Origin of the sequence: Streptomyces sp. NPDC021749, assembly GCF_040640655.1 — a bacterium.
In the GTDB taxonomy this organism is placed as follows: Bacteria; Actinomycetota; Actinomycetes; order Streptomycetales; family Streptomycetaceae; genus Streptomyces.
This window is the reverse complement of the sequence record NZ_JBFACE010000002.1, coordinates 56,438-82,657: the sequence shown is the minus strand read 5'-3', so window position 1 is coordinate 82,657 and position 26,220 is coordinate 56,438. Positions and strand designations below refer to the sequence as shown.

Below are 26,220 nucleotides of genomic sequence, written 5' to 3'. Positions count from 1 at the left end.
GTGCAACTCCACGACGTCTGGTTCGTTCTCATCGCCTTCCTCTGGATCGGATACTTCTTCCTCGAAGGATTCGACTTCGGGATCGGCGTCCTCACCAAGCTCCTCGCTCGCGACCGCGGCGAGAAGCGGGTACTGATCAACACCATCGGCCCGGTCTGGGACGGCAACGAGGTCTGGCTGCTCAGCGCGGGCGGGGCGACCTTCGCCGCCTTCCCCGAGTGGTACGCCACCCTGTTCTCCGGCTTCTACCTGCCGCTGCTGCTCATCCTGGTCTGCCTGATCGTGCGCGGCGTGGCCTTCGAGTACCGCGCCAAGCGGTCCGAGGAGCGCTGGCAGCGCAACTGGGAGCACGCGATCTTCTGGACCTCGCTGCTGCCCGCGGTGCTGTGGGGCGTGGCGTTCGGCAACATCGTGCGCGGGGTGAAGATCGACGCGCACAAGGAGTACGTCGGCGGCCTGCTCGACCTGCTCAATCCGTACGCGCTCCTCGGCGGGCTGGTCACGCTCGCGCTCTTCACCTTCCACGGCGCGGTGTTCGCCTCGCTCAAGACGGTGGGGGACATCCGGGAGCGGGCGCGCAGGATGGCGGGCGTCCTCGGACTGGTCGCCGCCGTGTTCGCGGTCGGCTTCCTGGGCTGGACCCAGGCCGACAAGGGCGACGGCAGCAGCCTGATCGCCATGATCGTCGCGGTGGTTGCGCTGGTGGCGGCGCTGGGCGCCAACAAGCTCGGGCGTGAGGGGTGGGCGTTCGCCTTCTCCGGTCTCACCATCGCGGCGGCGGTCGCCATGCTGTTCCTCACGCTCTTCCCGAACGTGATGCCGTCCACGCTGAACGAGGGCTGGAGCCTCACGGTCAGCAACGCCTCGTCCAGCCCCTACACCCTCAAGATCATGACCTGGTGTGCGGGGATCGCCGCGCCCCTCGTGATGCTCTACCAGGGCTGGACGTACTGGGTGTTCCGTAAGCGCATCGGCACCCAGCACATCGCCGAATCCCACTAGCCGATACGCCGCCCCTCGGGGCGGCACCGGCAGGATGGAATGTTTCACGTGAAACCCGTCGACCCGCGCCTGCTCCGCTACGCCCACGCCACCCGCGGCTTCCTCATCGCGGTGGTGTTCCTCGGGCTGGCCGGAGCGGGCCTGGTCGTCGGCCAGGCGATGCTGATCGCCGAGATCGTGGTGGGTGCCTTCCGGCACGGCCTCGGTCCCGGCCCTCTGGCCACTCCGCTCGTGCTGCTCGCCGCGGTGTCCGTGGGGCGCGGTCTGGTCTCCTGGCTCACCGAGCTGGCCGCGCACCGCGCCAGCGCGGCGGTGAAGTCCGAGCTGCGGATGCGGCTGGTCGCGCGGGCGGCGCGGCAGCGTCCGGAGCGGGCCACCGGCGAGCTGACCACACTCGCCACCCGCGGCATCGACGCCCTCGACGACTACTTCTCCCGCTACCTGCCGCAGCTGGGGCTGGCGGTCGTCGTCCCGGTCGCGGTCCTGGCCCGGATCGTCACCGGTGACTGGATCTCGGCGCTGACGATCGTCCTCACGCTGCCGCTGATCCCGCTGTTCATGATCCTCATCGGCTGGGCCACCCAGTCGCGGATGGACCGCCAATGGCGGCTGCTGGCCCGGCTGTCCGGGCACTTCCTCGACGTCGTCGAGGGCCTGCCCACCCTCAAGGTCTTCGGCCGGGCCAAGGCCCAGGCCGCCGCGATCCGCACCATCACCGGCGAGTACCGGCGCGCGACGCTGCGCACCCTGCGGATCGCCTTCCTCTCCTCGTTCGCCCTGGAACTGCTCGCCACGATCTCCGTCGCCCTGGTCGCGGTCGGCATCGGCATGCGGCTGGTGAACGGCGAACTCGACCTGTACACCGGGCTGATGGTGCTGGTGCTCGCGCCGGAGGCGTATCTGCCGCTGCGGCAGGTGGGGGCCCAGTACCACGCGGCGGCCGAGGGTCTCGCGGCGGCGGAGGAGATCTTCGCCGTGCTGGAGGCACCGCTGCCCACCCCCGGCACCGCACCGGCGCCCGAGGGCACCGCGCTGACCGTCGAGGACCTCGTGGTCCGCCACCCGGGACGGACCGCGGACTCCCTGCCCGCCACCTCGTTCGAGGTCCGCCCCGGCGAGACCGTCGCCCTGGTCGGCCCGTCCGGCGCGGGCAAGTCCACGCTGCTCAGCGTGCTCCTCGGCCTCACCGCGCCGACCGGGGGCCGGGCCCTGGTCGACGGCCACGACATCGCCTCGCTCTCCCCCGACAGCTGGCGGCAGCGGATCGCCTGGGTGCCCCAGCGCCCGCAGCTGTTCGCCGGGACCATCGCCGAGAACGTACGGCTGGCGCGACCGGACGCGGACGACGCCGCGGTACGCGCCGCCCTCGCGGACGCCGGTGCGCTGGACTTCGTCGAGGCGCTCCCGGACGGCCCGGCGACCCGGCTCGGCGAGTCCGGTGCCGGGCTCTCCGCCGGCCAGCGGCAGCGGCTGGCGCTGGCCCGGGCCTTCCTCGCCGACCGCCCGATCCTCCTGCTGGACGAGCCGACCGCGAGCCTGGACGGCGGGACGGAGGAGGCGATCGTCGCCGCGGTCGGCCGGCTCGCCGTGGGCCGGACCGCCCTGCTCGTCGTCCACCGGCCGGCGCTGCTGGCGGTGGCCGACCGGGTGGTGCGACTCCCGGACCCCGCTTCTGACGTGCGGGAACCGGCTGTGGACGCGGGCGTAGGGGCGGGCCGGGACGCGGCCCCGGCCGCCGCGCCGGACGCCCCTGCCGACCCCGCGCCGGACACCCCCGCCGAACCCGCTCCGGGCACCCCGGCCGACCCCACTCCGGACCTCGCCGCCGACCCCCGCGGCGGTCTCGGCCTCGCCCCCACCCGGGCCTCGGCCCCCGCCCGCCTGCGGCGGATGGCGCGGGCCCGGCGGGCGCGGTTCGCGCTGGCGCTGCTGCTCGGCAGCCTCGCCCTGGGCAGCGCGGTCGGCCTGATGGCCACGTCCGGCTGGCTGATCTCGCGGGCCGCACAGCAGCCGCCGGTGCTGTACCTGATGGTGGCGGTGACCGCGACCAGGGCGTTCGGCATCGGGCGCGCGGTCTTCCGGTACGCCGAGCGGCTGGTCTCCCACGACGCGGTCTTCCGCATGCTCGCGGACGTCCGGGTCGCCGTCTTCCGGCGGCTGGAGCGGCTGGCGCCGGCCGGGCTCGCCGAGCGCCGGCGCGGCGATCTGCTGTCGCGGCTGGTCGCCGACGTCGATGCGGTGCAGGACCACTTCCTGCGCTGGCTGCTGCCTGCCGGGGCGGCGGCGCTGGTCGGCGCGGGCGCCGTCGGCTTCACCGGCTGGCTGCTGCCCGAGGCCGGGGTGATCCTCGGCGCCGGGTTGCTGCTCGCGGGCGCCGGGGTGCCGCTGCTCTCGGCCGCGCTGGCCCGGCGGGCGGAGCGGCAGCTGGCCCCGGCCCGCGGCCGGCTCGCCACCCGCGTCGTCGATCTGCTCACCGGGACCGCCGAGTTGACGGTGGCCGGCGCGCTGCCGGCCCGTACCGAGGCGGTACGGCGGGCCGACCGCGAGCTGACCCGGATCGCCGCCCGGTCGGCGACCGTGGCGGGCACCGGCGCCGGACTCTCCGCGCTGCTGTGCGGGCTGACCGTGGCCGCCGCCGCGGTCGCCGGCGTCCAGGCGGTGCACGCCGGGCGGCTGGACGGGGTGGCGCTGGCGGTCGTCGTGCTCACCCCGCTCGCCGCGTTCGAGGCGGTGACCGGGCTGCCGCTCGCCGTGCAGTACCGACAGCGGACCCGGCGCGCGGCCGAGCGGGTCTTCGAGGTGCTGGACGCGCCCCCGCCGGTACGCGAACCGGCCGCCCCCGCGACGCCTCCCGAAACGCCGTTCCCGCTGGTCGTACGCGGTTTGACCGCCCGCCACGCCGGCCAGGACCGGCCCGCGCTGGACGGGGTGGACCTCACGCTGGCGGCCGGGCGCCGGATCGCCGTCGTCGGCCCGTCCGGGTCCGGCAAAACCACCCTGGCGCAGGTGCTGCTGCGCTTCCTGGACCATGAGGCGGGCAGGTACACGCTGGGCGGAACGGACGCCCGGACGCTGGACGGCGACGCGGTCCGGCGGCTGGTCGGGCTGTGCGCGCAGGACGCGCACCTCTTCGACAGCTCGCTGCGGGAGAACCTCCGGCTCGCCCTGCGGGACCGGCGCACCGGCCCGGACGGGGACGCGGACCGGGCGTTGTGGGACGCGCTCGGCCGGGCCCGGCTCGCCGACTGGGTGCGCGGGCTGCCCGACGGCCTGGACACGATGGTCGGCGAGCACGGCGCCCGGCTCTCCGGCGGTCAGCGGCAGCGGCTGGCCCTGGCCCGTGCGCTGCTCGCGGACTTCCCGGTGCTCGTCCTGGACGAGCCCGCCGAACACCTCGACCTGGCCACCGCCGATGCGCTGACCGCCGATCTGCTGGCCGCGACCGAGGGCCGGACGACGCTCCTGATCACCCATCGCCTCACCGGGCTCGACGCCGTCGACGAGGTGCTGGTGCTGGACGGCGGCCGGGTCGTGCAGCGCGGTGCACCGGCGGAGCTGGCCGCGGCCGACGGTCCGTTCCGGCGGATGCTGGAGCGCGAACGGGCGGTGGACGCGGCGTACGGCATGGCACCGGCGCTCTGACGGCTTTGCAGGTGAATGGCCGCTTATATGGGGTCTTATTAGGCTCGTGGGCATGGATCGCGCCTCCCCCCGCACGGACCCGTCCGCCCCCGACCCCATGCACGCCGCCACCGAGGCCACCCGCAGCCTGCAGGGCCTGTCGCCCGAGCTGACCGCCCGGGTTCCGCAGTTGCTGGAGGCGATGCGCACGGTCGGCGCGGGGCTCGATCTGCACATCACCCTCGACCGGATCGCGCAGACCGCCGCCGAACTCGCCGATGCGCGCTACGCCGCCATCGGCATCATCGACGACGCCCGCGAGGGGCTGTCGGACTTCGTGACATACGGGGTCGGCGCGCAGGAGCACGAGCGGATCGGCGCGCTGCCGGACGGCCACAAGGGGCTGCTCGGCGCGCTCATCCACCACCCGCAACCGCTGCGCCTCGCCGACCTCACCCAGGACCCGCGCTCGGCCGGCTTTCCCCCGGGGCACCCGCCGATGCGCACCTTCCTAGGGGTGCCGATCCGCGTCCAGGGCGAGATCTACGGCAACCTCTATCTGACCGAGAAGCGCGACGGCGGGGAGTTCAGCGAGGAGGACCTGCACATGGTCCGGGTGCTCGCCACGGAAGCGGGCATCGCGATCGGCAACGCCCGGATGTACGCGGCGACCCGCCAGCGGGAACGGTGGATCGACGGTTCGGTGGCGGTGACGACCGAACTCCTGGCGGGCAGCGACGTCGACGACGCGCTCGCAGTGGTGGCCGAGCAGGCCAGGAAGCTGGCGGATTCGGCGGCGGGCATCGTGCTGCTGCCCGACGACGAGGGCGGGCTGGAGATCGTCGCCGTATCGGCCGACGACCCCACCGGCATCCTGGGGACGCACATCCCGCCCGACAGCCCGGTGGCCCGGCAACTCCTCGACGGTGAGCCGGTGTTCGTCGAGGACTCGGCCAGCGACCCCCGGATGGTCACCGACCTCGCGGCCCGCTTCGGCCCCAGCATGCTGCTGCCGCTCAAGAGCGGCGGCCGGGTCCTGGGCACCCTCGCCACCCCGCGGTCCCGGGGCGCCCGGCCGTTCACCGCCGTCGAACGGACGCTGGCCGGCCAATTCGCCGCGCAGGCCGCGCTGGCGCTGGTTCTGGCCGACGCCCAGCGCGACCGGGAGCGGCTGGCGGTCTACGAGGACCGCGACCGGATCGCCCGTGACCTGCACGACCTCGTCATCCAGCGGCTCTTCGCGACCGGCATGATGCTGGAGGGCGCCCAGCGCAGGTCCGTCGTCCCGGAGGTGGCGGAGGGCATCGGCAAGGCCGTCGACGAACTGGACGTCACCATCCAGGAGATCCGGACCGCGATCTTCGCCCTCCAGCAGAGCCCGGTCGAGGCGCCGTCGGGACTGCGGACCCGGGTGCTGCGCGAGATCGGCACCGCCGCCGTACCGCTGGGCTTCCAGCCGTCGGTCCACTTCGCCGGCCCGGTCGACTCCCGGATCGGCGAGCTGACCGGCAGAAACCTGATCGCCGCACTGCGCGAGGCGCTGTCCAACGCCTTCCGGCACGCCCACGCCTCCCGGATCGAGGTCGTGGTCGACGCGACGATCCGGCTGCCGGACGGCACCGACGGGGTCCGGCTGACCGTCGCCGACGACGGCGTCGGCATACCGTCCGGCGGCCGCCGCAGCGGTCTGCGGAACCTCGCCCAGCGCGCGGAGTCGCTGGGCGGCTGCAGCACGTACGGGCCCGGTCTGGGCGAGGGCGGCGCGGGCACGACGGTGACCTGGGAGGCGCCGCTGTGAGCCGCGACCTGAGAGGGCGCCGCTGTGAGCCGCCGCGCCGACCGGGTGCCGCTCAGGGGCGCACGGCACCGCGCTCGGCGCACCGCCGCAGGATCTGCTCGATGACCAGCGCGACGCCGTCCTCGTTGTTGGACGCGGTCCGGCCGGTGGTGGCGGCCAGCACCTCCGGATGGGCGTTGGCCATGGCGTACGAGGTGCCGGCCCAGCTCAGCATCTCCAGGTCGTTCGGCATGTCCCCGAAGGCCACGACCTCCTCCGGGGAGATGCCGCGTTCCGCACAGCAGTGGGCCAGGGTGCCGGCCTTGCTGACGCCCGGGCCGCTGATCTCCAGGAGGGCGGTGGGGCTGGAGCGGGTGAAGGACGCCAGATCGCCCGCGGCCGACCGGGCCAGCGCGAGGAACGCGTCCGGTTCGAGGTCGGGGTGGTGCGCGAGCAGCTTGATGACCGGCTGGTCGGGGAAGGCGGGCGGCTCGGCGCCAGCCGCCGAGCCCGCCCCGTCGGGGCCCAGCGGCGCCACGAAGTCGTCGGCCAGCAGCTTCTCGGCCGGCGCCACGACCGCGGCCGGGTCCAGCAGGAGCGGCGGGTACTGCGGTTCGTAATGGATGCCGCTGGTGCGCTCGACGGCGAACGAGGTACCGGGCGCGGCGCTGCGCAGTGCGTCCACGACCTCCCGTGCGAGCGCCTGCTCCAGCGGGCTGACCTCGACGATCCGGCCGCCGCGGTGCAGATCGACGACGGCCGCGCCGTTCGCGCAGATCGCCAGGCCGTGGCCGTGCACATGGTCGCTGACCACGTCCATCCAGCGGGCCGGGCGCCCGGTGACGAAGAACACCTCGATGCCGGCCCGCTCGGCGGCGGCGAGCGCGGCGACGGTCCGCTCGGACACCGTCTTGTCGTCGTGCAGCAGGGTGCCGTCGAGGTCGGTCGCGATCAGCCGGGGCACGACGGCCGGTTCGGGCAGGACGGCCGGGCCGGGGGCAACGGCCGGTTCGGGCGCCCGGGGTGGCGTGGCGGAGGCATCAGTCACGGGCCCATCTTCCCGTACCAGGGCGCACAGGCGTGCGGTGGGTTGCGCGGATGAGACGGCGGGGGCGACCTGCGATCCCGAGGCTGTGTCCCAGGGCCGATGACGGCTTACGGCCGGGGCCGGCGGCGCCGCGCGGTGGCCGGAGGCGATCGTGGGGAACACCCGGACGGCCGTACGCTCGGGTGCATGCGACTGAGCACCGTGATACTTCCCGTCCGCCGCTGGTCCGAAGGTGGGCGGGAGGTGTGGCAGCGCGCCGAGGAGCTGGGCTTCCACGCCGCCTACACCTACGACCACCTGTCCTGGCGGAGCTTCCGCGACCAGGCCTGGTTCGGGGCCCTGCCGACCCTGACCGCCGCCGCGGCCGCGACCTCCCGACTGCGCCTGGGCACCCTCGTCACCTCACCGAACTTCCGGCACCCGGTCACCCTCGCCAAGGAACTGATCTCCCTCGACGACATCAGCGGCGGCCGGTTCACCCTGGGTATCGGCGCGGGCGGCAACGGCTTCGACGCCACCGCGCTCGGCCAGGAGCCCTGGTCGCCGCGGGAGCGTGCGGACCGCTTCGGCGAGTTCGTGCCGCTGCTCGACCGGCTGCTGACCCAGGACGTGGTCACGTACGAGGGCGAGCACTACTCCGCCCACGAGGTCCGCAACATCCCCGGCTGTGTGCAGCGGCCGCGGCTGCCGTTCGCGGTGGCCGCCACCGGGCCGCGCGGCCTGAAGCTCGCGGCCAAGTACGGCCAGGCGTGGGTGACCACCGGTGACCCCAAGGTCTCCAACGGCGGCGGTAGCTCGGCCGACTCGCTGGAGGCGGTCCGCGGGCAGTGCGAACGGCTCGGCAAGGCCTGTGCCGAAATCGGCCGCGATGCCGGCGATCTGGAGAAGATCATGCTCTCCGGCTTCACCCCGGACCGGCCGCTGGACTCCGTCGACGCGTTCGTGGACTTCGCCGGGAACCACGCCGCGCTGGGCTTCGACGAGCTGGTCATCCACTGGCCGATCGCCGATTCGCTCTTCGCGGCGGACCTCGACGTCTTCGAGCGGATCGCCACGGAGGGGCTGGCGCAGCTCGGCACCGAGTAGGGGCGGGCGGGGAGGCCGAGCGGGTCTCCGGGACGGGCCCGACTCCCCGGTGCGCCTGGTGCGCACGGTCGACGACGGCGACGCCCACCGGCCGGGCCCACGGGACGGGCCTCCCGGCGCGGCCGGGCTGCGGGTGGTTTCACGTGAAACAGCCGCCCGGCCCGCCGTGCCTTCCCGACGCGCCCGGTCGTTCGCTCACCTCCGCTTTACCCCGTATATAGCCCGGAAGAGGGAGAATCGGGACAGCGGCGCAGTGTGGCGGACGCGGCGCGCGGTGCGAGACCGGCGCGCGAGCGGACCGGCGCACTGCGCGAAGTGCGGTGTTCGTGGAGGAGCCATGGCACAGACCCGATTCGCCCCGGACCGCGGGCTGACCTCGCGAATGATCACGACGATGTTCTTCATCGGTCTGCTGTACGTCGTGGTCGTCGGCGTGCTGGTGGTCCTGCTCAAGGGTGCCTGGGTGGTGGTGCTGCTGATCGCAGGGGGCCTGTTCGTCGCCCAGTTCTGGTTCAGCGACCGGATCGCCGCCTTCAGCATGGGCGCGCACGAGGTCACGCCGGAGCAGGCGCCCGTGCTGCATGGCGCGGTGGACCGGTTGTGTGCCCTCGCGGACATGCCCAAGCCGCGGGTCGCGATCGCCGAGTCGGACGTGCCGAACGCCTTCGCCACCGGCCGCAACCGGAAGAACTCGATGGTCTGCGCCACCACGGGCCTGCTCAGGCGGCTGGAGCCGGAGGAACTGGAGGGCGTGCTGGCCCACGAGCTCTCGCACGTCGCGCACCGCGATGTCGCGGTGATGACCATCGCCTCGTTCCTCGGCGTCTTGGCGGGCATCATCACCCGCGCCGCCCTGTGGAGCGGCGTAGGACGCAACAACCGGGACCAGAACGCGGCCATCGCCGTGCTGATCGTCACCGCCGTCAGCGCGGTCGTCTACGCGATCAGCTTCCTGCTGACCCGGCTGCTCTCCCGTTACCGCGAACTGGCCGCCGACCGCGCCGCCGCGCTGCTGACCGGCCGCCCCTCGGCGCTGGCCGCCGCGCTGACCAAGGTCACCGGGCAGATCGCCCGGATCCCGACCGAAGACCTGCGCAAGGCCCAGCCGTACAACGCCTTCTTCTTCGCCCCGGCCTTCAACAAGGAGAACTTCCACCGGCTGCTGTCCTCGCACCCGACGCTGGAACAGCGCTTGGACCAGCTGGGCCGGATCGCGACGCAGCTCGGGACGTGAGCCGTCCGTGACGATCACCGGCCCGGGCTGAGAGTGCGGGCCGGTCCCTCCAGGAGCAAGGAGTACCGCGCATGGGATTTCTGGACGCCCTCCTCGGCCGCAGCAAGCCGGTTCGCCCCGATCTGGACCAGCTCTTCGCGCTGCCGTCCGCCGCGGTCACCCTCCAGGCCGCGGCCGGATTCACGCCGACCGGCCTCGGATCGGTGTGCTTCGCCAGTGTGGAGGGCGGTGCGTTCTCCCGCATCCAGGAGGAGGCCCGGTCCCTGCTGGACGGGCCGGTGGAGTTCGCCCAGGACGGATACGGCTACACCTGGCTGCTCGTACGGCATGCGCCGGATGACGTGGCGGGCCTGGTCAACGACCTGCACGCGGTCAACACGTCCTTGGAGGAGGCGGGGTTCGGCCCGCAACTCCTGTGCTCGCTGCTCGGCTTCCGTGACGACCGGCAGCGGTCGCTGGCGCTGGTCTACCTCTACAAGAGGGGCACGTTCTACCCCTTCGCGCCGAAGCCGGGCGGCGGGGAGAAGCGCGACAACCCGCTCGAACTCCAGGTCAGGGCGATGCTGGGGGACGATCTGACGATCGAGAAGGACCTGGCGCGGTGGTTCCCCGTATGGGGCGCACCGGGATGGTGACCCCTCGGGCGGGGGCGTGATCCCCCGGGCGCACTCCTGGGCGCGGCATCCCGCCCGGCGGCTCGCCGGGGGCTCAGCTGGTGGCTCACCTGGTGGCTCACCCGGGGAAGCGGAGGAACCGGGCGGGTACCCGGTCGGTGAGCCAGACACCGTTCGCGCTGACCCGGAAGACGTGTCCGGCCCGGTGCATCGCCGCCGCGTCCACGGCCAGGACCACCGGTTTGCCGCGCCGGGCGCCCACCCTGGTCGCGGTGTCCCGGTCCGGCGAGAGGTGGACCGCGTGCCGTTTCATCGGCAGGAGCCCCTTCTCCCGGATGGCGGCCACGTTGCGCGCCACCGTGCCGTGGAAGAGGTACGCGGGAGGTTCGGCCGGCGGCAGGCCGAGGTCCACGCGTACGGAATGGCCCTGGTTGGCGCGGATCCGGCCGTCCTCGATGGTGAAGCGCTGTTTGTCGTTGCGGGCGACCACGGCCGTCAACTCGGCCTGGGAGAACGGAAATCCATGCGCCGCGGCCGCCGCCAGCAGGTCGTCGACGGGCACCCAGCCCTGGGCGTCGAGAGCAAGGCCGATCCGCTGCGGTTCATGGCGCAAATGCTTCGACAGGTACTTCGAGAGACGCACGGAGCGCTGGGTATTCATGCCTCCAGGGTGCCGCTCTTGGCGCCCCGGAGGCATCCGCATTCACGTCCCGTCGGCCTCGTTCTCCGGTGAGCCATCGGCGTTTCCTGCGTGCTTTTCGTGGCTGCCGGTGTGTCCTGCGTGCTGGGCGTGCGCGAGCGCGCTGGCCCGTCGTGCCTTGGCGGTGGTCACCTGCTCGGCCGCCCAGCGGGCCCACTCCTCCTGGGCCGCCGACATCCGCAGGCCGTACTCCAGGGCGATCCGTCCGTAGACCGAAATCATCTCGTCGTCCCACTGGGCGTTCTCCTCGACCTGCTCGCACATGGCGCGGGTGCGCGCGGCGAGCTCGGCTTGATGGAGGAGGAAGGTCTGGGCTTCGAGCGGGGTGACGATGCCGAGGAAGAAGACGCGCAGCAGACCGTCATCGCGCTGGGGGCCGCTGGGCTCGACCTCGGTGAGCCAGTGGCGCAGCTCCGTCAGTCCGTCGTCGGTGATCGCGTATTCCTTGCGGCCGCGGGGGCCGTGGGCGGTGACCTCGACCATGCCGGCGGTGGTGAGCTTGCCGAGCTCGCCGTACACCTGGCTCTGAGTGGCGGGCCAGACCATCGAGAGCGTGGCGTTGAACAGCTTCATCAGGTCGTAGCCGCTCGCCGGGGCTTCGGACAGCAGGCCCAGCACGGCATGTCTCAGGCTCATGACCATCACATTACCTTCCACTGTTGACATGTCAAAGAAGGACCTTCTACATTCGACATGTCGAAGTTGGAATGTGCGGCGGAGATGCGGACGGCGAAGCGCGCCGGCCGCGCGGCCGCGGACGAAGAGGGGGGAGACATGAACTATCTGCGGGGCTTCGTGCCGTGGCTGGTTTTCGCGGGGGTGTCCACGATCGGCTGGCAGTGGGGCGCTCTCGCCGGTCTGCTGACGGCCGCCGCGCTGCTCGTCGCCGACCGCGCGGCGGGCCTCTCGCTGGACTACCGCGTGCTGGAGTACGGCACGATCGTCTTCTTCGCCGCCCTGTCCGCGCTCTCCTTCGCCCGTCCCGACAGCGGCCTGCGGCTCTACGGCAGCGCGCTCTCGATGGGCTGGCTGGCGCTCATCGCCTGGGTGTCGATAGCGGTCCGGCGGCCCTTCACGATGGGCATCGCCCGCCGCATGGCTCCGCCCGAGGTCTGGCACACCCCGCTGTTCCGCCGCATCAACGTCGTGCTCACCGCCGCGTGGGCGCTCTCGTTCACCCTCACCGCGGCCGCCCAGGCCCTCGTCTCCGCCTACGAGCTGAACACGGTCTACTCGGTCCTCATCCAGATCGCGGGCTTCGTCCTCCCCGTCCGCTTCACCTCCAGTTACCCCGACCGGGCCCGGGCCCGCTTCCAGCAGCAGGCCGCCGGGCAGGCCGGTGTCCAGGAAGGCCTCGCGTCATGACCACCGCCTCCCCGACCACCCCGTCCGCCTCCGATGCCCCCGCTCCGCACCTGGCCGGCAACTTCGCCCCGGTCGCCGAGGAGCTGACCGCCTACGACCTGCCGGTGACCGGCGCCCTGCCGCCCGAGCTCACCGGCTGGTTCCTGCGCAACGGCCCCAACCCGCGGGACGCCGCCACACCGCACTGGTTCTTCGGTGACGGCATGGTCCACGGGCTCCGCCTGGAGGGCGGCCGGGCCGTCTCCTACCGCAACCGCTGGGTCCGCACCTCGACCTTCACCGACGGAGTGCCGGTCCGCGATGCGCAGGGCCGCCGCAATCTGTCGGCGGGCGTGGCCAACACCCATGTCGTCCGGCACGCCGGCCGTACCCTCGCGCTCGTCGAGTCGTCGTTCCCGTACGAAATCGACTGCCGCCCCGGCCATGAGCTGGAGACCCTCGGTGTGCATGACTTCGGCGGACGGCTCACCACCGCCATGACCGCGCACCCCAAGACCTGCCCGACCACCGGCGAGCTGCACTTCTTCGGCTACGGCGGGTCCAGACCGCCCTATCTGACCTACCACCGGGCCGACGCGGACGGGGAGTTGGCGATCAGCCGGCCCATTGACGTCGCGGCGCACACGATGATGCACGACTTCCATCTGACCGAGCGCCATGTCGTCTTCATGGACCTCCCGATGGTCTTCGACGCCCACCGCGGGGGAATGCCCTACCGCTGGGATCCGGAGTACGGCGCGCGACTGGGAGTACTGCGCCGGGACGACCCGTACGGCGAGGTCCGCTGGCTGCCCATCGACCCCTGCTTCGTCTTCCATGCGCTGAACGCCCATGACGACGGCGAGCAGCGGATCGTCCTCCATGTGTCCCGCTATCCCGACTTCAGCGGCAGACAGCCGTCCTGCCTGTGGCGCTGGACGATCGACCTGGCCTCCGGCACGGTCGCCGAGGAGCAGCTGGACGACCAGTACTGCGAGTTCCCGCGGGTGGACGACCGCCTGGTGGGGCAGCGCGCCCGCTTCGGCCATGCCACCGTCGCCGAGGCCCCGGGGACCGGCCACATACCCGGCGCCCTGCTCCGTTACGACCTGGAGACCGGCGCGGTCGTCCGCCATGACTTCGGTCCGGGCCGCACCCCGGGCGAGGCGGTCTTCGCCCCGGCGGACGACCGTCCGGGCGGACCGGGCTGGCTGCTCACCTACGTCTACGACGCGACCACCGACACCAGTGATCTGGTCGTCCTCGACGCCGAGGACATATCCGCCGACCCGGTGGCCACGGTCCATCTGCCGCAGCGGGTGCCGTACGGCTTCCACGGCAACTGGCTGCCGGACCCGGCGGGTTGAACCGGCGGGGCGTGGAGGCGCCGCGGCGGTTTGCGCATCCGGGGCGGAATAACCGCGATCGCATGCTTCTTGAGAACTGAAGAGCGCGTGGTGCCAAGCCTGTTGGGTGCCGGCTCAGGTACCGGGCGGGGGCTCGGTGCCGGGAGCGGTGCCCGTGGCGCCCCCGGACGGGGCACGGGGCCCGTCCGGGAGCAAGGCGTCCATGGTGCGGGCCTGCACCTCGCGCCGGGCGGCGGCCGCGATGAACGCCGCCGTGTGCTCGGGGCCCACCAGGGCCCGTACGGCCGCCACGGCGTCGGCGGGCAGCGCCACCGTCTCGGCGCCGGGCCCGGCCGCCGCGGCGGGCTCCGTCCGGAGGCCCGGCGTGGCCTCGGGGGCGGGGCCGGGTGCAGGGCTCGGGTCGGTCGCGGTACGGGGGTCCGTGACCGACCCGGAGCCTGCCGGTGAGGCGGTGGCCCTCGGCCCGTGGCTCTCCGCGGGGAGCGCCTCGCTGAGGTGCCGGCGGAGGTAGCGGGTGGCCAGGGCCCGCATGGCGCGGGCGAGTTCGGCGTCGACGGTCTGCTGGGCCAGTGGCCGCAGCCGGCGGACGAGGGCGGCCGCCTCGGCCGCCTCGGCGTCGGTGGGCGGATGGTCCAGGAACTGCTGGAAGACGTGCTCGGTGGTGAAATCCAGGAAGCGCGAGGCGATGTGTTCCACCTGGCCGCGGAGCTCCCGGAGGTGGGCGGAGATCGCCGGCAGCGGGACGCCGGCGGAGTGCAGTTCGGCGGCGACGGCGAGCTCCTGCGGGCTGGGCACGAGGAACTCGTCGTCCTGGCCGGGGAGCCGTTCCAGGACGCCCAGCTCGACGGCCTCGGCGACCGCCGCCTCGTCGGAGGCGCCCCCGAAGGCCGCGTCCAGATCGGCGCGGCTGATCCGGGACGCCTGCTCGTCGGTCCACGGCCCGTCGATCTCGGCGACCAGCCCCAGCACCCCGCCGAGGTCGAGCCCGGCGTCCCAGGCCTGGAGGAGCTCCTTGATGCTGGCGAGGGTGTAACCGCGGTCCAGCAGATCGGCGATCTGGCGCAGCCGGGCCAGATGGGCATCGCCGTAGACATTGGCCCGGCCGCGGCGTTCCGGGCGGGGGAGCAGCCCGCGGTCCTGGTAGGCGCGGATCGTCCGGACCGTGGCACCGCTGAGGTGCGCCAGGTCCTCGATGCGGTACTCGGCCGGGCGGGATGCGGCCGCTGGCGGCTGTTCGGTCACTGCGGTGCTCCTCCTCCGTCGGCCGCGCACTATGAGACGGCCGCGCGGCCCACCGCGCCCGCCGCGGCCCGGGCGGCCGGCGAGGAGGCCAGGTAGGCGACGCCGTGCGCAGCGACCCTTCCTGCGAGGGATGGTACGACCGGCGCAGAAGCGCGGTATCGCCGCTCCCAGCTCACGCCGGGAGGGGAGCAGTCCTTTGCGGACGGCCCGGTTGTGCTCCCGCAGCGAGGAGCGGGAGCGGGCGGCGAGCTGCGGATCGTGCCGGAGGAGAGAGGACGCTCCCCAGGCCCAGAGGTGGAGCAGCACGGGTGCGGTGACGGCCATGCCCAGCACCCGGCGGGCGTACCGGCCGGGATCCTCGCCGCCGGTGTGCTGGTACATGTCGAACGCGACCGCCCGGTGCTCGACCTCCTCCGCACCGTGCCAGCGCAGCAGGTCGAGCAGGACCGGGTCGGGCCCGGCCCGGTCGAGGCCGTCGGCGGCCAGCACCCAGTTCCCGAGCACCGCGGTGAACTGCTCGATGGCGGCGACCAGGGAGAGCCGGAAGCGCAGCCGCTCCCGTTCCGGGAACGGAAACGCCGCATGGTGGCCGGTCGCCCAGCAGACGCTTGAAGAGGAAGTTGATGTGCCGGGTGTAGGGGCCGGTCTCCAGGCCCTGGTGGGCGAGATGGTCGAGGACGTGGGAGTGCTGGACGCTATGGATGGCCTCCTGGCCCATGAAGACCTTGACGTCCTTGCGCAGTTGATCGTCCCCGACCAGCGGGAACCCCTCCTTGAAGACCTTGACGAACCACCGCTCCCCGGCCGGCAGCAGCAGGTGCAGCACGTTGACGACGTGGGTGGCGGTGGGCTCGTCGGGTATCCACAGCAGCGGTGTCCGATGCCAGTCGAACGAGGCCCGGCGCGGGGTGACCGGGTGGTGCTCCTGGAGGGATGACGTGCTCATGCGCGGCTCCTGACATGCGCAGTTGTCCGGCTCTCGGGATCCTCCTCCGGTCGTTGGGGCTCCTCCCGGCGGGGCGGTGCTCGCTCACAGCCGCGGCTCGATGCGGGCGAGGGCGCGCAGGACCCGCGGGGCGAACCGCGACAGGAGATGGGCGCCGCGAGCCTCGGGGGTGACGGGCACCACCGCCTGGTTGCGGACCACCGCCCGCAGGACGGCGTCGGCGACCTTCTCCGGCGGGTAGTTGCGCAGCCCGTACACCCGCGCGGCCTTGGCCTGGCGGCGCTTCTCCTCCTCGGCCGACACCCCGGCGAAGCGGGCGGTGCTGGTGATCGAGGTGTTGACCAGCCCGGGGCAGATGGCCGAGACACCGATACCCTGCCCGGCCAGTTCGGCGCGCAGGCACTCGCTGAGCATCAGGACCGCGGCCTTGGAGGTGCTGTAGGCGGGCAGCATCTTCGACGGCTGGAAGGCGGCCGCCGAGGCGGTGTTGACGATATGGCCGCCCTGACCGCGGTCGGCCATCCGCCTGCCGAAGATCCGGCAGCCGTGGATGACACCCCACAGGTTGACGTCCAGCACCTTCTTCCAGTCGTCGGTGGTGGTCTGCAGGAAGGCGCCGGACAGGCCGATCCCGGCGTTGTTCACCAGCACGTCCACGGGGCCGTACTCGGCGTCGACCTTGTCGGCGAGCTTCTCCATGGCTGCCTCGTCCGCGACGTCGACGACCTCGGGCCAGGCCTGCGGGGCGCCGATCAGACGGGCCAGCTCGGCGGTCCGCGCCGCACCGTCCGCGTCCCGGTCGACGGCGACGATCCGGGCACCGGCCTCCGCGAAGGCGAACGCGGTGGCCCGGCCGATGCCGCTGGCCGCGCCGGTCACCAGCACCAGCTGTCCGCCGAACCGGTCGGCGTACGGGCCGCGCGCCGCGAGCTCCTTCGCCGGGTCGCCCTCCTCCTTGGCGGTGACGAACTCGGCGATCCAGGAGACCAGTTGGTCCGGCCGGGTGCGGGGGACCCAGTGCTTGGCCGGGAGGGTACGGCGGACGAGCTGCGGCGCCCACTGCTCCAGGTCGTCGTAGAGCCGCTGGGAGAGGAAGGCGTCGCCGGTGGGGGTGATCAGCTGGACCGGGCAGTGCGCGTAGGCATCGGCGCGCGGGCGGCGGAGCCGGGCGCGGACGTTGTCGCGGTAGAGCCAGGCACCGTGGGCCGCGTCGGTGGGCAGCGAGGCGGTCGGGTAGTCCCCGGCCGGCACCTTCTCCACCCGCTGCAGGACGCCGGGCCAGCGCTTGCCGAGCGGACCCTTCCAGGCCAGTTCGGGCAGCACGGGCGTGTGCAGCAGGTAGACGTACCAGGACTTGGCGCCCTGGTTGAGGAGCTGGGCGGCGCGGCGCGGGGTGGGCCGCACCATCCGCTTCTTGATCCAGTGGCCGAAGTGGTCCAGCGACGGGCCCGACATGGACGTGAAGGAGGCGATCCGGCCCTCCGTACGGCGCACGGTGGCGAACTCCCAGGCCTGTACCGAGCCCCAGTCGTGGCCCACGACATGCACCGGGCGGTCGGGGCTGACGGCGTCGGCGACGGCCAGGAAGTCGTCGGTCAGCTTCTCCAGGGTGAAGCCCCCGCGCAGCGGCCGCGGGGCGGTGGACCGGCCGCAGCCCCGGACGTCGTAGAGCACCACATGGAAGCGGTCGGCCAGACCGCGGGCCACCTGCGACCACACCTCCTTGCTGTCCGGGTAGCCGTGCACCAGCACCACCGTGGGGTGCGCCGGGTCGCCCAGTTCGGCGACGCACAGCTCCACGCCGCCGGTGTGCACCCGGCGCTCCGTCGCCCCGGCGAGCCCCGGCGCTCCGCCCGATGCCCCGCCCGATGCCCGGCCCGGCGCCCCGTCCTGCGTCCGCCCCGGCTCCTGGCCGCGGCCCGCAGCCGCGTCCCGTCCTCGTCCACGTCCCGTCTTCACGCGGCCTTCTCCTCCTGCCAGCGCCGCACGTGCGGCAGATCGTCGTCCAGCCAAAAGGCGCTTTCCTGGGGGTCCTTGGAGTCCGTCACGACCAGGATCTCCTCGAACTTCGCGCCGGTGCCCCGGAACCCGAGGTGGGGTTCGACCGCCCACAGCCCCGGCTGCGGCGGATGGTCGGAGAAGGTGTACGGGCTCCACAGCGGGGACCAGCCCTCCCGGTGCCCGTGCAGCGCGTCGGAGGCGAGGCCCTTGAGCGACTGGGTGCCGAACCCGAAGAGGGTGGGGGACCAGCGGCGCTGCCCGACCCGGTCGATCTTGTGCGCGATGACGCCGAAGGGATAGGCGCGATGGCGGTTGGCGTAGCCCTGCCGCACCATGAGCCGGTCGACGTCCTGGTAGATCTCCCGCAGCGGGCGGCGTTCGCGGACCTCGCGCAGGATCAGCTCGCGGTGCGCCTCCAGGTCGGCGAGCAGCTTGTCGTGCACGGGGTTGAGGCCGAGACAGCCGGAGTAGCCGATGTCGGCGGTGAAGCCCCGGTGGACGGGGGCCATGTCGAGGATGAAGGGCATCCCCGGTTCCAGCTCGCGGTTGGTGGGGAAGAACTGCAGGGGTATCCGGAAGCTGACGAACGCGGTGCGGTCGCCGAACCAGGCGAACGGCAGGTGGAACCAGTCCCGCACGCCGCGCTCGCGCAGCCACTCGCGCTGCATCCGCGCCGTCGCGCGCTCGGTGATCCCGGGCTTGAGCTGGGCGGCCACGGCCTCCGCGCAGGCGTAGGCGAGCCGCTGGACCTCTCTGAACCCCCTTAGTTCTGCGGTGAGTTCTCCGGCTGCCCTTGAGGTCGCTGTGGTGACTGGGGCCATCGCCAACCGTCCGTCCGTGAGCCGTTCATCGCGGTACGCGCCCGTAACTTGACACCGATGAATGTGACAATGACCGGCGGCGACGTCAAGAGGGCCGACGCACCCCGATGGCCCCGGCGGCCCCACCCGGCAGCGCTTGGCAGCCCCGGGCAGTGCTCGGCGGCCCCGGGCAACGCTCGGCGGCCCCCGGCGGTGGGAAGCCAGAGGGCCCGCCCCTGCCGCCCCGACCCTGAGACGAGGACCGTTCGAAGCAGGAGAACCCTTACGGGCCGTAATACCGCAGGGGGATGCGGATACCGACTTGTGGGTTGACGACCGGTGTGGCGGAGGCCACTACCGTCGAAGACGTGACTGTGATCGTGACTGAAAGCCTGAGCAAGCGGTTTCCGCGGGTGACCGCTTTGGACCGGCTCTCCGTTGACATCGCCCCCGGCGTGACGGGCCTGGTGGGTGCCAACGGCGCCGGAAAGTCCACCCTGATCAAGATCCTGCTCGGACTGGCCCCGGCCAGCGAGGGATCGGCGCGCGTCCTCGGGATGGACGTGGCCAAGGACGGCAGTGCCATCCGCGAGCGGGTCGGATATATGCCCGAGCACGACTGCCTGCCGCCCGACGTCTCGGCCACCGAGTTCGTCGTGCACATGGCCAGGATGTCGGGCCTGCCGCCGACCGCCGCCCGTGAGCGCACCGCCGACACCCTGCGCCACGTCGGGCTCTACGAGGAGCGCTACCGCCCCATCGGCGGCTATTCGACCGGCATGAAGCAGCGGGTGAAGCTGGCCCAGGCGCTGGTCCACGACCCGCAGCTGGTGTTCCTCGACGAGCCCACCAACGGCCTCGACCCGGCCGGCCGGGACGAGATGCTCGGCCTGATCCGGCGGATCCACACCGACTTCGGCATCTCCGTCCTGGTGACCTCGCACCTCCTCGGCGAGCTGGAGCGCACCTGTGACCACGTCGTCGTCATCGACGGCGGCAAACTGCTGCGGTCCTCCGCCACCGACGAGTTCACCCAGGTCACGGCCTCCCTCGCGGTGGAGGTCACGGACACCGAGGCCCACCCGGACGGCACCGAGGCACTGCGCACGGCCCTGACCGCCGCCGGCGTCACGGTGACGACCGGCACTCCGGGCGCCGGCGGCCTTCCCACCTCCGGCCATCTGCTGTTCGTCGAGGCGGCCGGCGAACAGACCTACGACCTGGTGCGGGACACCGTCGCCGGACTCGGACTCGGCCTGATCCGGATGGAACAGCGCCGCCACCAGATCGCCGAGGTCTTCCGCGACGCGGACCAGGCCCAGGCCACCCCCGCCCCCACGGCCACCCCCGCCCCCACGGCCACCCCCGCCCCCACGGGCGCCCCCGGCGCCTCGTACACCACCCAGGAAGGAGGCGCCCACGATGTCGCCTGAGCCCACGACCCCGGCATCCACCGCCCCACCCGGCGCCTCCATCCACAACATCGGCTACCGCCACTACGACGGCCCGCGGCTGGGCCGCGCCTATGCCCGCCGGTCGCTGTTCTCGCAGAGCCTGCGCGGCGCCTACGGCCTCGGCCGCTCCGCCAAGAGCAAGGTGCTGCCGATGCTGCTCTTCGCGGTGATGTGCCTGCCCGCCGCGATCATGGTCGCGGTCGCGGTGGTCACCAAGGCGAGCAGCCTCCCGGTCGGCTACACCCGCTACGCCATCTACCTCCAGGCCGTCATCGGCCTCTATCTGGCCGCCCAGGCCCCGCAGTCGGTCTCCCGGGACCTGCGCTTCAAGACCGTGCCGCTGTATTTCTCCCGCCCCATCGAGCGCGGCGACTACGTGGCCTCCAAGTTCGCCGCGATGGCAAGCGCCCTGTTCCTTCTCAACGCCGCCCCGCTGCTCGTCCTCTACGTCGGCGCGCTGCTGGCGAAGATGGACTTCCTCGACCAGACCAAGGGCTTCGCCCAGGGACTCGTCTCCGTGGTGCTGCTGTCGCTGCTGTTCGCCGGGATAGGCCTGGTCGTCTCCGCGGTCACCCCGCGCCGCGGCTTCGGCGTCGCCGCCGTGATCGCCGTCCTCACCATCCCGTACGGCGCGGTGAGCGCGGTGCAGGGCATCGCCTTCGTCCAGGGCAGCGAGTCCGCCGTCGGCTGGCTCGGACTGTTCTCCCCCATCACGCTCATCGACGGAGTGCAGTCCACGTTCCTCGGCGGGAGCAGCTCCTTCCCCAACGGGCTCGCCCCGTCCACCGCTGCCGGGTTCGTCTACCTCCTCGTCACCCTGAGCGCCATCGCCGGCTGCTATGCCCTGCTGATGCGCCGCTACCGGAAGGCCGGTCTATGAGCACCCTCCACATCGACCACGCCTCGCGCTGGTTCGGCAACGTCGTCGCCGTCAACGACATCACGATGACCATCGGCCCCGGTGTGACCGGCCTGCTCGGTCCGAACGGCGCCGGCAAGTCGACACTGATCAACATGATGGGCGGCTTCCTCGCCCCCTCCAACGGCTCGGTCACCCTCGACGGAGCGACGATCTGGCGCAACGCCGGCGTCTACCGCCACATCGGCATCGTCCCGGAGCGCGAGGCGATGTACGACTTCCTCACCGGGCGCGAATTCGTCGTGGCAAACGCCGAGTTGCACGGTCTCGGGCGGCGGGAGGCGGCCGGGGCACTGGCCACCGTGGAGATGGAGTACGCCCAGGACCGCAAGATCGCCACCTACAGCAAGGGCATGCGGCAGCGCGTCAAGATGGCCTCCGCGCTGGTCCACGACCCGTCCGTGCTGCTGCTCGACGAGCCCTTCAACGGCATGGACCCGCGCCAGCGGATGCAGCTGATGGAACTGCTGCGCCGGATGGGCGACGAGGGGCGCACGGTCCTGTTCTCCTCGCACATCCTGGAGGAGGTCGAGCAACTCGCCTCGCACATCGAGGTGGTGGTGGCCGGCCGGCATGCCGCGTCCGGCGACTTCCGCAAGATCCGCCGGCTGATGACCGACCGCCCGCACCGCTATCTCGTCCGCTCCGACGACGACCGGGCGCTGGCGGGCGCACTGATCGCCGACCCCTCGACGTCCGGGATCGAGGTCGATCTCGTCGACGGCGGGCTGCGCATCCAGGCGGTCGACTTCGGCCGCTTCACCGAACTCCTGCCGCGGGTCGCCCGCGACCACGGCATCCGCCTGCTGACGGTCTCGCCCTCCGACGAATCGCTGGAATCCGTCTTCTCCTACCTCGTAGCGGCCTGAGGCTGAAAGGAGCCCTGACGCATGTCCACGAGCACGACCACCCCGACCGCCCCGCCGGCGCCGGCCGCCGCGCCCCGGGCCTCGCTGTTCCACCCGACCGTCGCCCGGCTCACCTACCGAGCCCTGCTCGGCCGGCGCCGGGCCCTGATCCTCTTCGTGCTGCCCGCCCTGCTCCTGGTCATCGCGGTGGCCGTCCGCGCGCTGGCCGGCGCCGATGACACCACCGCCGGCGGCATCCTGGGCGGTTTCGCCCTGGGCACGATGGTGCCGCTGATCGGCGTCATCGCCGGCACCGGCGCGATCGGCCCGGAGATCGACGACGGATCGGTGGTCTACCTGCTGTCCAAGCCGGTCCCCCGGCCGACGATCATCTTCACCAAACTCCTGGTCGCGATCGGCGTCACGGTCGCCTTCTCCGCCCTCCCCGTGCTGCTCGCCGGCTTCCTCCTGAACGGCAACAGCCAGCAGATAGCGGTCGGGTACGCCGTCGCCGCAGCCGTCGCCGCGGTCGCCTACAGCGCGCTCTTCCTCCTCTTCGGCACGATCACCCGGCACGCCGTGGTCTTCGGGCTGGTCTACGCCCTGGTCTGGGAGGCGCTGGTCGGCAACCTCATTCCCGGCGCGCGGACCCTCAGCATCCAGCAGTGGGCCCTCGCCATCGGCCAGCAGACCGCCGCCGAGGGAGCGATCAGCTCCGACGTCCAACTGTCGCTCGCCATAGGCCTGTTGGTGTCCGTCACGGTCGCTGCGACCTGGTACGCCGGCCGCCGGCTGAAGGCCCTCACCCTCGCCGGCGAGGAGTAGAAGGACCGCCGGGGCGGCAACCGCCCCGGGTCTAGGCGCCGCCGCCGCTCTTCTGCCGGCCGTTGAACTCCCGCACGTTCTTCAGGTGCTCCTGGTAGTCGGCGGTGAAGCGGGTGTCGCCCGGTTTGACGGTGACGAAGTACAGCCAGTCGCCCGCGGGCGGCGCGCCGGCCGCCTTGAGGGCGTCCGCCCCGGGGTTGTCGATCGGAGTGGGCGGCAGGCCCTCGTAGCGGTAGGTGTTGTACGGGCTCTTGGTACGGGTGTCGGCGTGGCTGGTGTGGAGCGTGCTGCGACCCAGCGCGTAGTTGATCGTCGAGTCCATCTGCAGCGGCATGTGCCGGGCCAGCCGGTTTTCGATCACCCGCGCGACCTTGCCCATGTCGGCGGGCCGGTCGGCCTCCGCCTGCACGATGCTGGCGATCACCACCGTCCGGTAGGAGGTGATGTGGTCCTCGGCGAGCCGCTGGTTGGCGGTCTTGACCATGTACGAGAGCAGCGACGCCGGGGTGGTGTCCGAGCGGACCGGATACGTCGCCGGGAAGAGGTAGCCCTCCGGGTTTTCCCGCGCCTCGGCCGGCAGCGGGAGGTGCGCGGTCTTGGCGGCCTTCGCCGTGGAGCCGCTGGGCCGGTGGAGGGCCTTGTCGGCGGCGGCGTAGATCTGGGCAGCCCGCTGCCCCTCGGGGACGGTCAGCGTCTCCTCGTGCGCCCGCTCCCGCAGCAGCCGGGTCACCAGCACCACGCCGAGCACGACCAGGACGGCCAGCACGGCCACCACGATGAGCCGGCCGGCGCGGGGGAACCGCGGGCCCGGCCGGCGACCGGTGTGCTGAACATCGCTCATGGGGGCACGGTAAGCCACGGCCTGCGGCTCGCCGGGCGGCCACCCCCGGATCGTTGCCGAGGACGAAGATCGTTCACCGGCTCGCCATCATCCGCTTACACGGGGCGCCCCAGCCGGACCGTTCCGGCCCTGTGGCCTGGCCCACGGGCCGCTGCGTCCGGGCCCGGACTCCGGGGGTTCCCGGACCCCGGGGGGCCCGGACCCCGGTGGATCCCGGAACCCGGGCCCGGCGCCGTGCAGCGAACGAGAACGAGCCTCCGTCACGGGCGGTCGCGGCCATGGCAGGTGGGATATCCCGTCCCGGGCTTCACAGGCCGATATCGCGTTCCTGGATGTCCGCCAGGGATTCGCGGCGGACGAGGAGGCGGGCGGTGCCCGAGGTGACCGCGACGACCGGAGGGCGGCCCACGAGGTTGTAGCCGGAAGCCATGGAGAGGTGGTACGCGCCGGCCACGGGCACGGCGAGCAGATCGCCGGGGCGGAGGTCGCCGGGCAGCCGGGCGTCGGCGGCCAGTACGTCGCCGGCCTCGCAGTGCCGGCCGACAACGGTGACCTGCTCCTGCGCGGCCGACGAGGACCGGCCGACCAGCCGCGGCGCGTAGCGCACCCCGTACAGCGCGGGGCGCGGGTTGTCGCTCATGCCGCCGTCCACCGCCACGAAGGTGTGCCTCCCGGTGCGCTTGACGGACAGCACCCGGTAGAGGACGACCCCGGACGGGCCGGCGATCGCACGGCCGGGTTCGACGGCGAGCCGGGGCACCGGCAGTCCGGCCGCCGCGCAGCCGCGTACCAGTTCGGCGCGGATCCGGGAGCCGAGCGCGGCGATGTCGAGCGCGGGCTCGCCGGGCCGGTAGGCGACGCCGTGCCCGCCGCCGAGGTCCAGCTCGGGCAGGGTGACGCCGTGCTGTTCGCGGATCCGTGCCAGCAGGCCGACCAGCCGCCGTACGGCGGACAGGTACGGCTTGACGGTGGTGATCTGGGAACCCAAGTGGCAGTGCAGACCGGTGAGTTCGAGCCTGGGCTGGTCGAGGACCCGGGTGACGGCGTGCTGTGCGGAACCGTCCGCGATCGACAGCCCGAACTTCTGGTCGTCGGTCCCGGTCCGGACCTTGGCGTGACCGCCCGCGGCGATTCCCGGGACGACCCTGATCAGCACCTTCTGGCGGGTGCCGGCCGGGACCGCGGCGGCCAGCCGGGCGATCTCGGAGGTGGAGTCGATGACGATCCGCCCGACGCCGAGCCGGAGCGCGGCCCGGAGGTCCGCCGGGCTCTTGGCGTTGCCGTGCAGCACGATCCGCTCCGGCGGGAAGCCGGTGGTGACGGCGAGTTCCAGTTCGCCCGCGGAGCAGACGTCCAGGCCGAGGCCCTCTTCGTGCACCCAGTGGACCATGGCGCGGCAGAGGAACGCCTTGGCCGCGTAGAAGACGTCGGTGTCCGGGAAGGCCCGGAGGTAGGCGCGGCAGCGGTGGCGCACCTCGTCCTCGTCCAGTACGTAGGCGGGGGTGCCGAAGCGGTCGGCCAGCTCGGTCAGCGGGACGCCGCCCAGGGTGAGGTCCCCGGGGCCGTACGGCAACGTGGAGCCGGGCCAGACGGAGAGCGGGTCGGGCGCCGGGGTGGGGAGCGGGGCGGGCAGCGGGGCCCTCACGTGGTCCGCGGGGGCCGGGGCGGTGGCCGGACTCGGGGCCGCGCCCGGTGCCGGGGACGAAGCGGGAGCCGGAGAGGGTGCCGAAGACGCTGCCGGAGAGGGCGCCGGAGAGGGCGCCGGAGAGGGTGCCGGAGGGGGGAGCGGTCCGTCGGTCGCGGACGGTGGCGGGCCGCCGGGCTCCTGGGCGGTGCGGGGGAGAGTGCTGTGGCTCATGGTGGTTCGCCCCTCTCAGACGGCCCGTAGGCGCGGCGTACCGGACGCCTGGGCCCTGTGCGAGGCGCCCGCCGTCCGGGCCGCCTGGGGCACGCGTGGTGTGCCCGGGGTGCGCGTGCCGCGGGTGGCGCGGGGGGCGTCCGGGGTGAGACGGGGATCGACGGTCAGGACCGTCGCCCCGAGGGGCTCGGCCAGCGCCCGCAGGGCCGGCTCGGAGAGCCTGACCCACGGCTGGCCGCCGCCGAGGGCCGCGGCGAGGCGTTGGACCGAGGTGAAACCGACGGCGGTACGGCCGCCGAGCGGAGTACGGAACAGGCGGGCCGTACAGCCCGCGGGGCCCGACCGGACGGGGACGAACAGAGGCCCGGCCGGGACGCGATCAGAGGGCTCGGGATCTTCCGCGTAGAGATGGTGGGACACGGCGTTGCTCCTCGAACAGGACATCGGCGGCCCCGGGCCGGTGGATGACGATGCGTATGCCGGGGCTCGGCTCTGCCGACGCTATGCCCGGAGAACGGGCGCATCCGCCGGATGCTGACGCGTCATTGACGAGTTGTGGACCCTACTTGACGCGATGCTGCCGCCCGGTGGCCGATTGTGGGGCGGGAGTGACGCGGTGGACACGGCCGCCCCGCTGATCGTTCGGCGTGCACCGCCCGCTCGTTCCGCCCGCCACCACCGCGTGGATCTTGG

The 26,220-nt window shown here is 72.9% G+C and carries 21 protein-coding genes and 1 pseudogene; 12 read left to right on the top strand and 10 right to left on the bottom strand.

Going from position 1 to position 26,220, the window contains the following annotated elements:
- The 3 genes from cydB (at position 1) to AB0G35_RS02185 (ending at position 6,421) form a co-directional block, all read left to right on the top strand.
- On the top strand, positions 1-1,002 hold the full coding sequence (gene cydB, locus AB0G35_RS02195; RefSeq protein ID WP_360942284.1) for a cytochrome d ubiquinol oxidase subunit II: 1,002 nt from the start codon (positions 1-3) through the stop codon (positions 1,000-1,002).
- A gap of 39 nt (positions 1,003-1,041) precedes the next feature.
- Positions 1,042-4,644 (top strand): thiol reductant ABC exporter subunit CydD, encoded by a 3,603-nt coding sequence (gene cydD / locus AB0G35_RS02190; RefSeq protein WP_360942281.1) that lies wholly within the window; start codon positions 1,042-1,044, stop codon positions 4,642-4,644.
- Positions 4,645-4,741: 97 nt separating this feature from the next.
- Positions 4,742-6,421, top strand: coding sequence for a GAF domain-containing protein (locus tag AB0G35_RS02185; protein WP_360943067.1), 1,680 nt, complete (start codon positions 4,742-4,744; stop codon positions 6,419-6,421).
- Between the two features lie 52 nt (positions 6,422-6,473).
- On the opposite strand, the gene AB0G35_RS02180 is transcribed toward AB0G35_RS02185, so the two are convergent.
- Positions 6,474-7,448, bottom strand: coding sequence for a Cof-type HAD-IIB family hydrolase (locus tag AB0G35_RS02180; protein ID WP_360942278.1), 975 nt, complete (start codon positions 7,446-7,448; stop codon positions 6,474-6,476).
- Positions 7,449-7,634: 186 nt separating this feature from the next.
- Here AB0G35_RS02180 and AB0G35_RS02175 point away from each other — a divergent pair, with 186 nt between their 5' ends.
- From AB0G35_RS02175 to AB0G35_RS02165, 3 genes are all read left to right on the top strand, one after another.
- Positions 7,635-8,534, top strand: a complete 900-nt coding sequence (locus AB0G35_RS02175) for an LLM class flavin-dependent oxidoreductase (protein WP_360942275.1) — start codon at positions 7,635-7,637, stop codon at positions 8,532-8,534.
- 337 nt (positions 8,535-8,871) lie between these two features.
- Positions 8,872-9,768 (top strand): zinc metalloprotease HtpX, encoded by an 897-nt coding sequence (gene htpX / locus AB0G35_RS02170; RefSeq protein WP_360942272.1) that lies wholly within the window; start codon positions 8,872-8,874, stop codon positions 9,766-9,768.
- Positions 9,769-9,839: 71 nt separating this feature from the next.
- The gene (locus AB0G35_RS02165; RefSeq protein WP_360942269.1) at positions 9,840-10,403 is read left to right on the top strand and encodes a hypothetical protein; all 564 of its coding nucleotides are present in this window, start codon (positions 9,840-9,842) and stop codon (positions 10,401-10,403) included.
- Between the two features lie 97 nt (positions 10,404-10,500).
- Here AB0G35_RS02165 and AB0G35_RS02160 read toward each other — a convergent pair whose 3' ends face one another.
- Both AB0G35_RS02160 and AB0G35_RS02155 read right to left on the bottom strand, forming a co-directional pair.
- The gene (locus AB0G35_RS02160; protein WP_360942266.1) at positions 10,501-11,043 is read right to left on the bottom strand and encodes an RNA 2'-phosphotransferase; all 543 of its coding nucleotides are present in this window, start codon (positions 11,041-11,043) and stop codon (positions 10,501-10,503) included.
- Between the two features lie 42 nt (positions 11,044-11,085).
- Positions 11,086-11,718: a PadR family transcriptional regulator gene (locus tag AB0G35_RS02155; protein WP_360942263.1), complete on the bottom strand. Its 633-nt coding sequence runs from the start codon at positions 11,716-11,718 to the stop codon at positions 11,086-11,088.
- A gap of 57 nt (positions 11,719-11,775) precedes the next feature.
- On the opposite strand from AB0G35_RS02155, the gene AB0G35_RS02150 reads away from it, so the two are divergent.
- Both AB0G35_RS02150 and AB0G35_RS02145 read left to right on the top strand, forming a co-directional pair.
- Positions 11,776-12,447, top strand: a complete 672-nt coding sequence (locus tag AB0G35_RS02150; RefSeq protein WP_360942260.1) for a hypothetical protein — start codon at positions 11,776-11,778, stop codon at positions 12,445-12,447.
- On the top strand, positions 12,444-13,793 hold the full coding sequence (locus tag AB0G35_RS02145) for a carotenoid oxygenase family protein (protein WP_360942257.1): 1,350 nt from the start codon (positions 12,444-12,446) through the stop codon (positions 13,791-13,793). The genes AB0G35_RS02150 and AB0G35_RS02145 overlap by 4 nt, the downstream gene beginning before the upstream one ends.
- A gap of 114 nt (positions 13,794-13,907) precedes the next feature.
- Here the strand turns inward: AB0G35_RS02145 and AB0G35_RS02140 are convergent, their stop codons facing one another.
- The 4 genes and pseudogenes from AB0G35_RS02140 to AB0G35_RS02125 form a co-directional block, all read right to left on the bottom strand.
- A complete protein-coding gene (locus AB0G35_RS02140; protein ID WP_360942254.1) occupies positions 13,908-15,035 on the bottom strand; it encodes a MerR family transcriptional regulator in 1,128 nt (375 codons plus the stop codon).
- A gap of 29 nt (positions 15,036-15,064) precedes the next feature.
- Positions 15,065-15,981: pseudogene (locus tag AB0G35_RS02135) on the bottom strand (metal-dependent hydrolase).
- Positions 15,982-16,065: 84 nt separating this feature from the next.
- Complete coding sequence (locus tag AB0G35_RS02130; protein WP_360943064.1) at positions 16,066-17,796, bottom strand: SDR family oxidoreductase; 1,731 nt, start codon at positions 17,794-17,796, stop codon at positions 16,066-16,068.
- Positions 17,797-17,936: 140 nt separating this feature from the next.
- A complete protein-coding gene (locus tag AB0G35_RS02125; RefSeq protein WP_360942251.1) occupies positions 17,937-18,803 on the bottom strand; it encodes a M24 family metallopeptidase in 867 nt (288 codons plus the stop codon).
- Positions 18,804-19,123: 320 nt separating this feature from the next.
- Here AB0G35_RS02125 and AB0G35_RS02120 point away from each other — a divergent pair, with 320 nt between their 5' ends.
- From AB0G35_RS02120 to AB0G35_RS02105, 4 genes are all read left to right on the top strand, one after another.
- Positions 19,124-20,215, top strand: coding sequence for an ABC transporter ATP-binding protein (locus AB0G35_RS02120; RefSeq protein WP_360943061.1), 1,092 nt, complete (start codon positions 19,124-19,126; stop codon positions 20,213-20,215).
- Complete coding sequence (locus AB0G35_RS02115) at positions 20,205-21,116, top strand: ABC transporter permease subunit (RefSeq protein WP_360942248.1); 912 nt, start codon at positions 20,205-20,207, stop codon at positions 21,114-21,116. The genes AB0G35_RS02120 and AB0G35_RS02115 overlap by 11 nt, the downstream gene beginning before the upstream one ends.
- The gene (locus tag AB0G35_RS02110; RefSeq protein WP_360942245.1) at positions 21,113-22,024 is read left to right on the top strand and encodes an ABC transporter ATP-binding protein; all 912 of its coding nucleotides are present in this window, start codon (positions 21,113-21,115) and stop codon (positions 22,022-22,024) included. The genes AB0G35_RS02115 and AB0G35_RS02110 overlap by 4 nt, the downstream gene beginning before the upstream one ends.
- A gap of 84 nt (positions 22,025-22,108) precedes the next feature.
- The gene (locus AB0G35_RS02105; RefSeq protein WP_360943058.1) at positions 22,109-22,828 is read left to right on the top strand and encodes an ABC transporter permease subunit; all 720 of its coding nucleotides are present in this window, start codon (positions 22,109-22,111) and stop codon (positions 22,826-22,828) included.
- Positions 22,829-22,859: 31 nt separating this feature from the next.
- Here the strand turns inward: AB0G35_RS02105 and mltG are convergent, their stop codons facing one another.
- The 3 genes from mltG to AB0G35_RS02090 form a co-directional block, all read right to left on the bottom strand.
- Positions 22,860-23,669: an endolytic transglycosylase MltG gene (gene mltG / locus AB0G35_RS02100; RefSeq protein ID WP_360942242.1), complete on the bottom strand. Its 810-nt coding sequence runs from the start codon at positions 23,667-23,669 to the stop codon at positions 22,860-22,862.
- A 307-nt stretch (positions 23,670-23,976) separates the two neighbouring features.
- Entirely contained in the window at positions 23,977-25,314 is a 1,338-nt protein-coding gene (gene lysA / locus AB0G35_RS02095) for a diaminopimelate decarboxylase (protein ID WP_360942239.1), read from the bottom strand.
- Positions 25,315-25,542: 228 nt separating this feature from the next.
- Positions 25,543-25,947: an SAV_915 family protein gene (locus AB0G35_RS02090; RefSeq protein ID WP_360942236.1), complete on the bottom strand. Its 405-nt coding sequence runs from the start codon at positions 25,945-25,947 to the stop codon at positions 25,543-25,545.
- Positions 25,948-26,220: the final 273 nt, after the last annotated feature.

Bases quoted from the DNA above. Each gene is read 5' to 3' on its own strand.
- AB0G35_RS02115 (WP_360942248.1), top strand. From the start codon at position 20,205: ATGTCGCCTGAGCCCACGACCCCGGCATCCACCGCCCCACCCGGCGCC.
- cydD (WP_360942281.1), top strand. From the start codon at position 1,042: ATGTTTCACGTGAAACCCGTCGACCCGCGCCTGCTCCGCTACGCCCAC.
- htpX (WP_360942272.1), top strand. From the start codon at position 8,872: ATGGCACAGACCCGATTCGCCCCGGACCGCGGGCTGACCTCGCGAATG.
- AB0G35_RS02125 (WP_360942251.1), bottom strand. From the start codon at position 18,803: ATGGCCCCAGTCACCACAGCGACCTCAAGGGCAGCCGGAGAACTCACC.
- AB0G35_RS02110 (WP_360942245.1), top strand. From the start codon at position 21,113: ATGAGCACCCTCCACATCGACCACGCCTCGCGCTGGTTCGGCAACGTC.
- AB0G35_RS02160 (WP_360942266.1), bottom strand. From the start codon at position 11,043: ATGAATACCCAGCGCTCCGTGCGTCTCTCGAAGTACCTGTCGAAGCAT.
- AB0G35_RS02150 (WP_360942260.1), top strand. From the start codon at position 11,776: ATGTCGAAGTTGGAATGTGCGGCGGAGATGCGGACGGCGAAGCGCGCC.
- AB0G35_RS02155 (WP_360942263.1), bottom strand. From the start codon at position 11,718: ATGAGCCTGAGACATGCCGTGCTGGGCCTGCTGTCCGAAGCCCCGGCG.
- AB0G35_RS02165 (WP_360942269.1), top strand. From the start codon at position 9,840: ATGGGATTTCTGGACGCCCTCCTCGGCCGCAGCAAGCCGGTTCGCCCC.
- AB0G35_RS02145 (WP_360942257.1), top strand. From the start codon at position 12,444: ATGACCACCGCCTCCCCGACCACCCCGTCCGCCTCCGATGCCCCCGCT.
- AB0G35_RS02185 (WP_360943067.1), top strand. From the start codon at position 4,742: ATGCACGCCGCCACCGAGGCCACCCGCAGCCTGCAGGGCCTGTCGCCC.
- mltG (WP_360942242.1), bottom strand. From the start codon at position 23,669: ATGAGCGATGTTCAGCACACCGGTCGCCGGCCGGGCCCGCGGTTCCCC.
- AB0G35_RS02175 (WP_360942275.1), top strand. From the start codon at position 7,635: ATGCGACTGAGCACCGTGATACTTCCCGTCCGCCGCTGGTCCGAAGGT.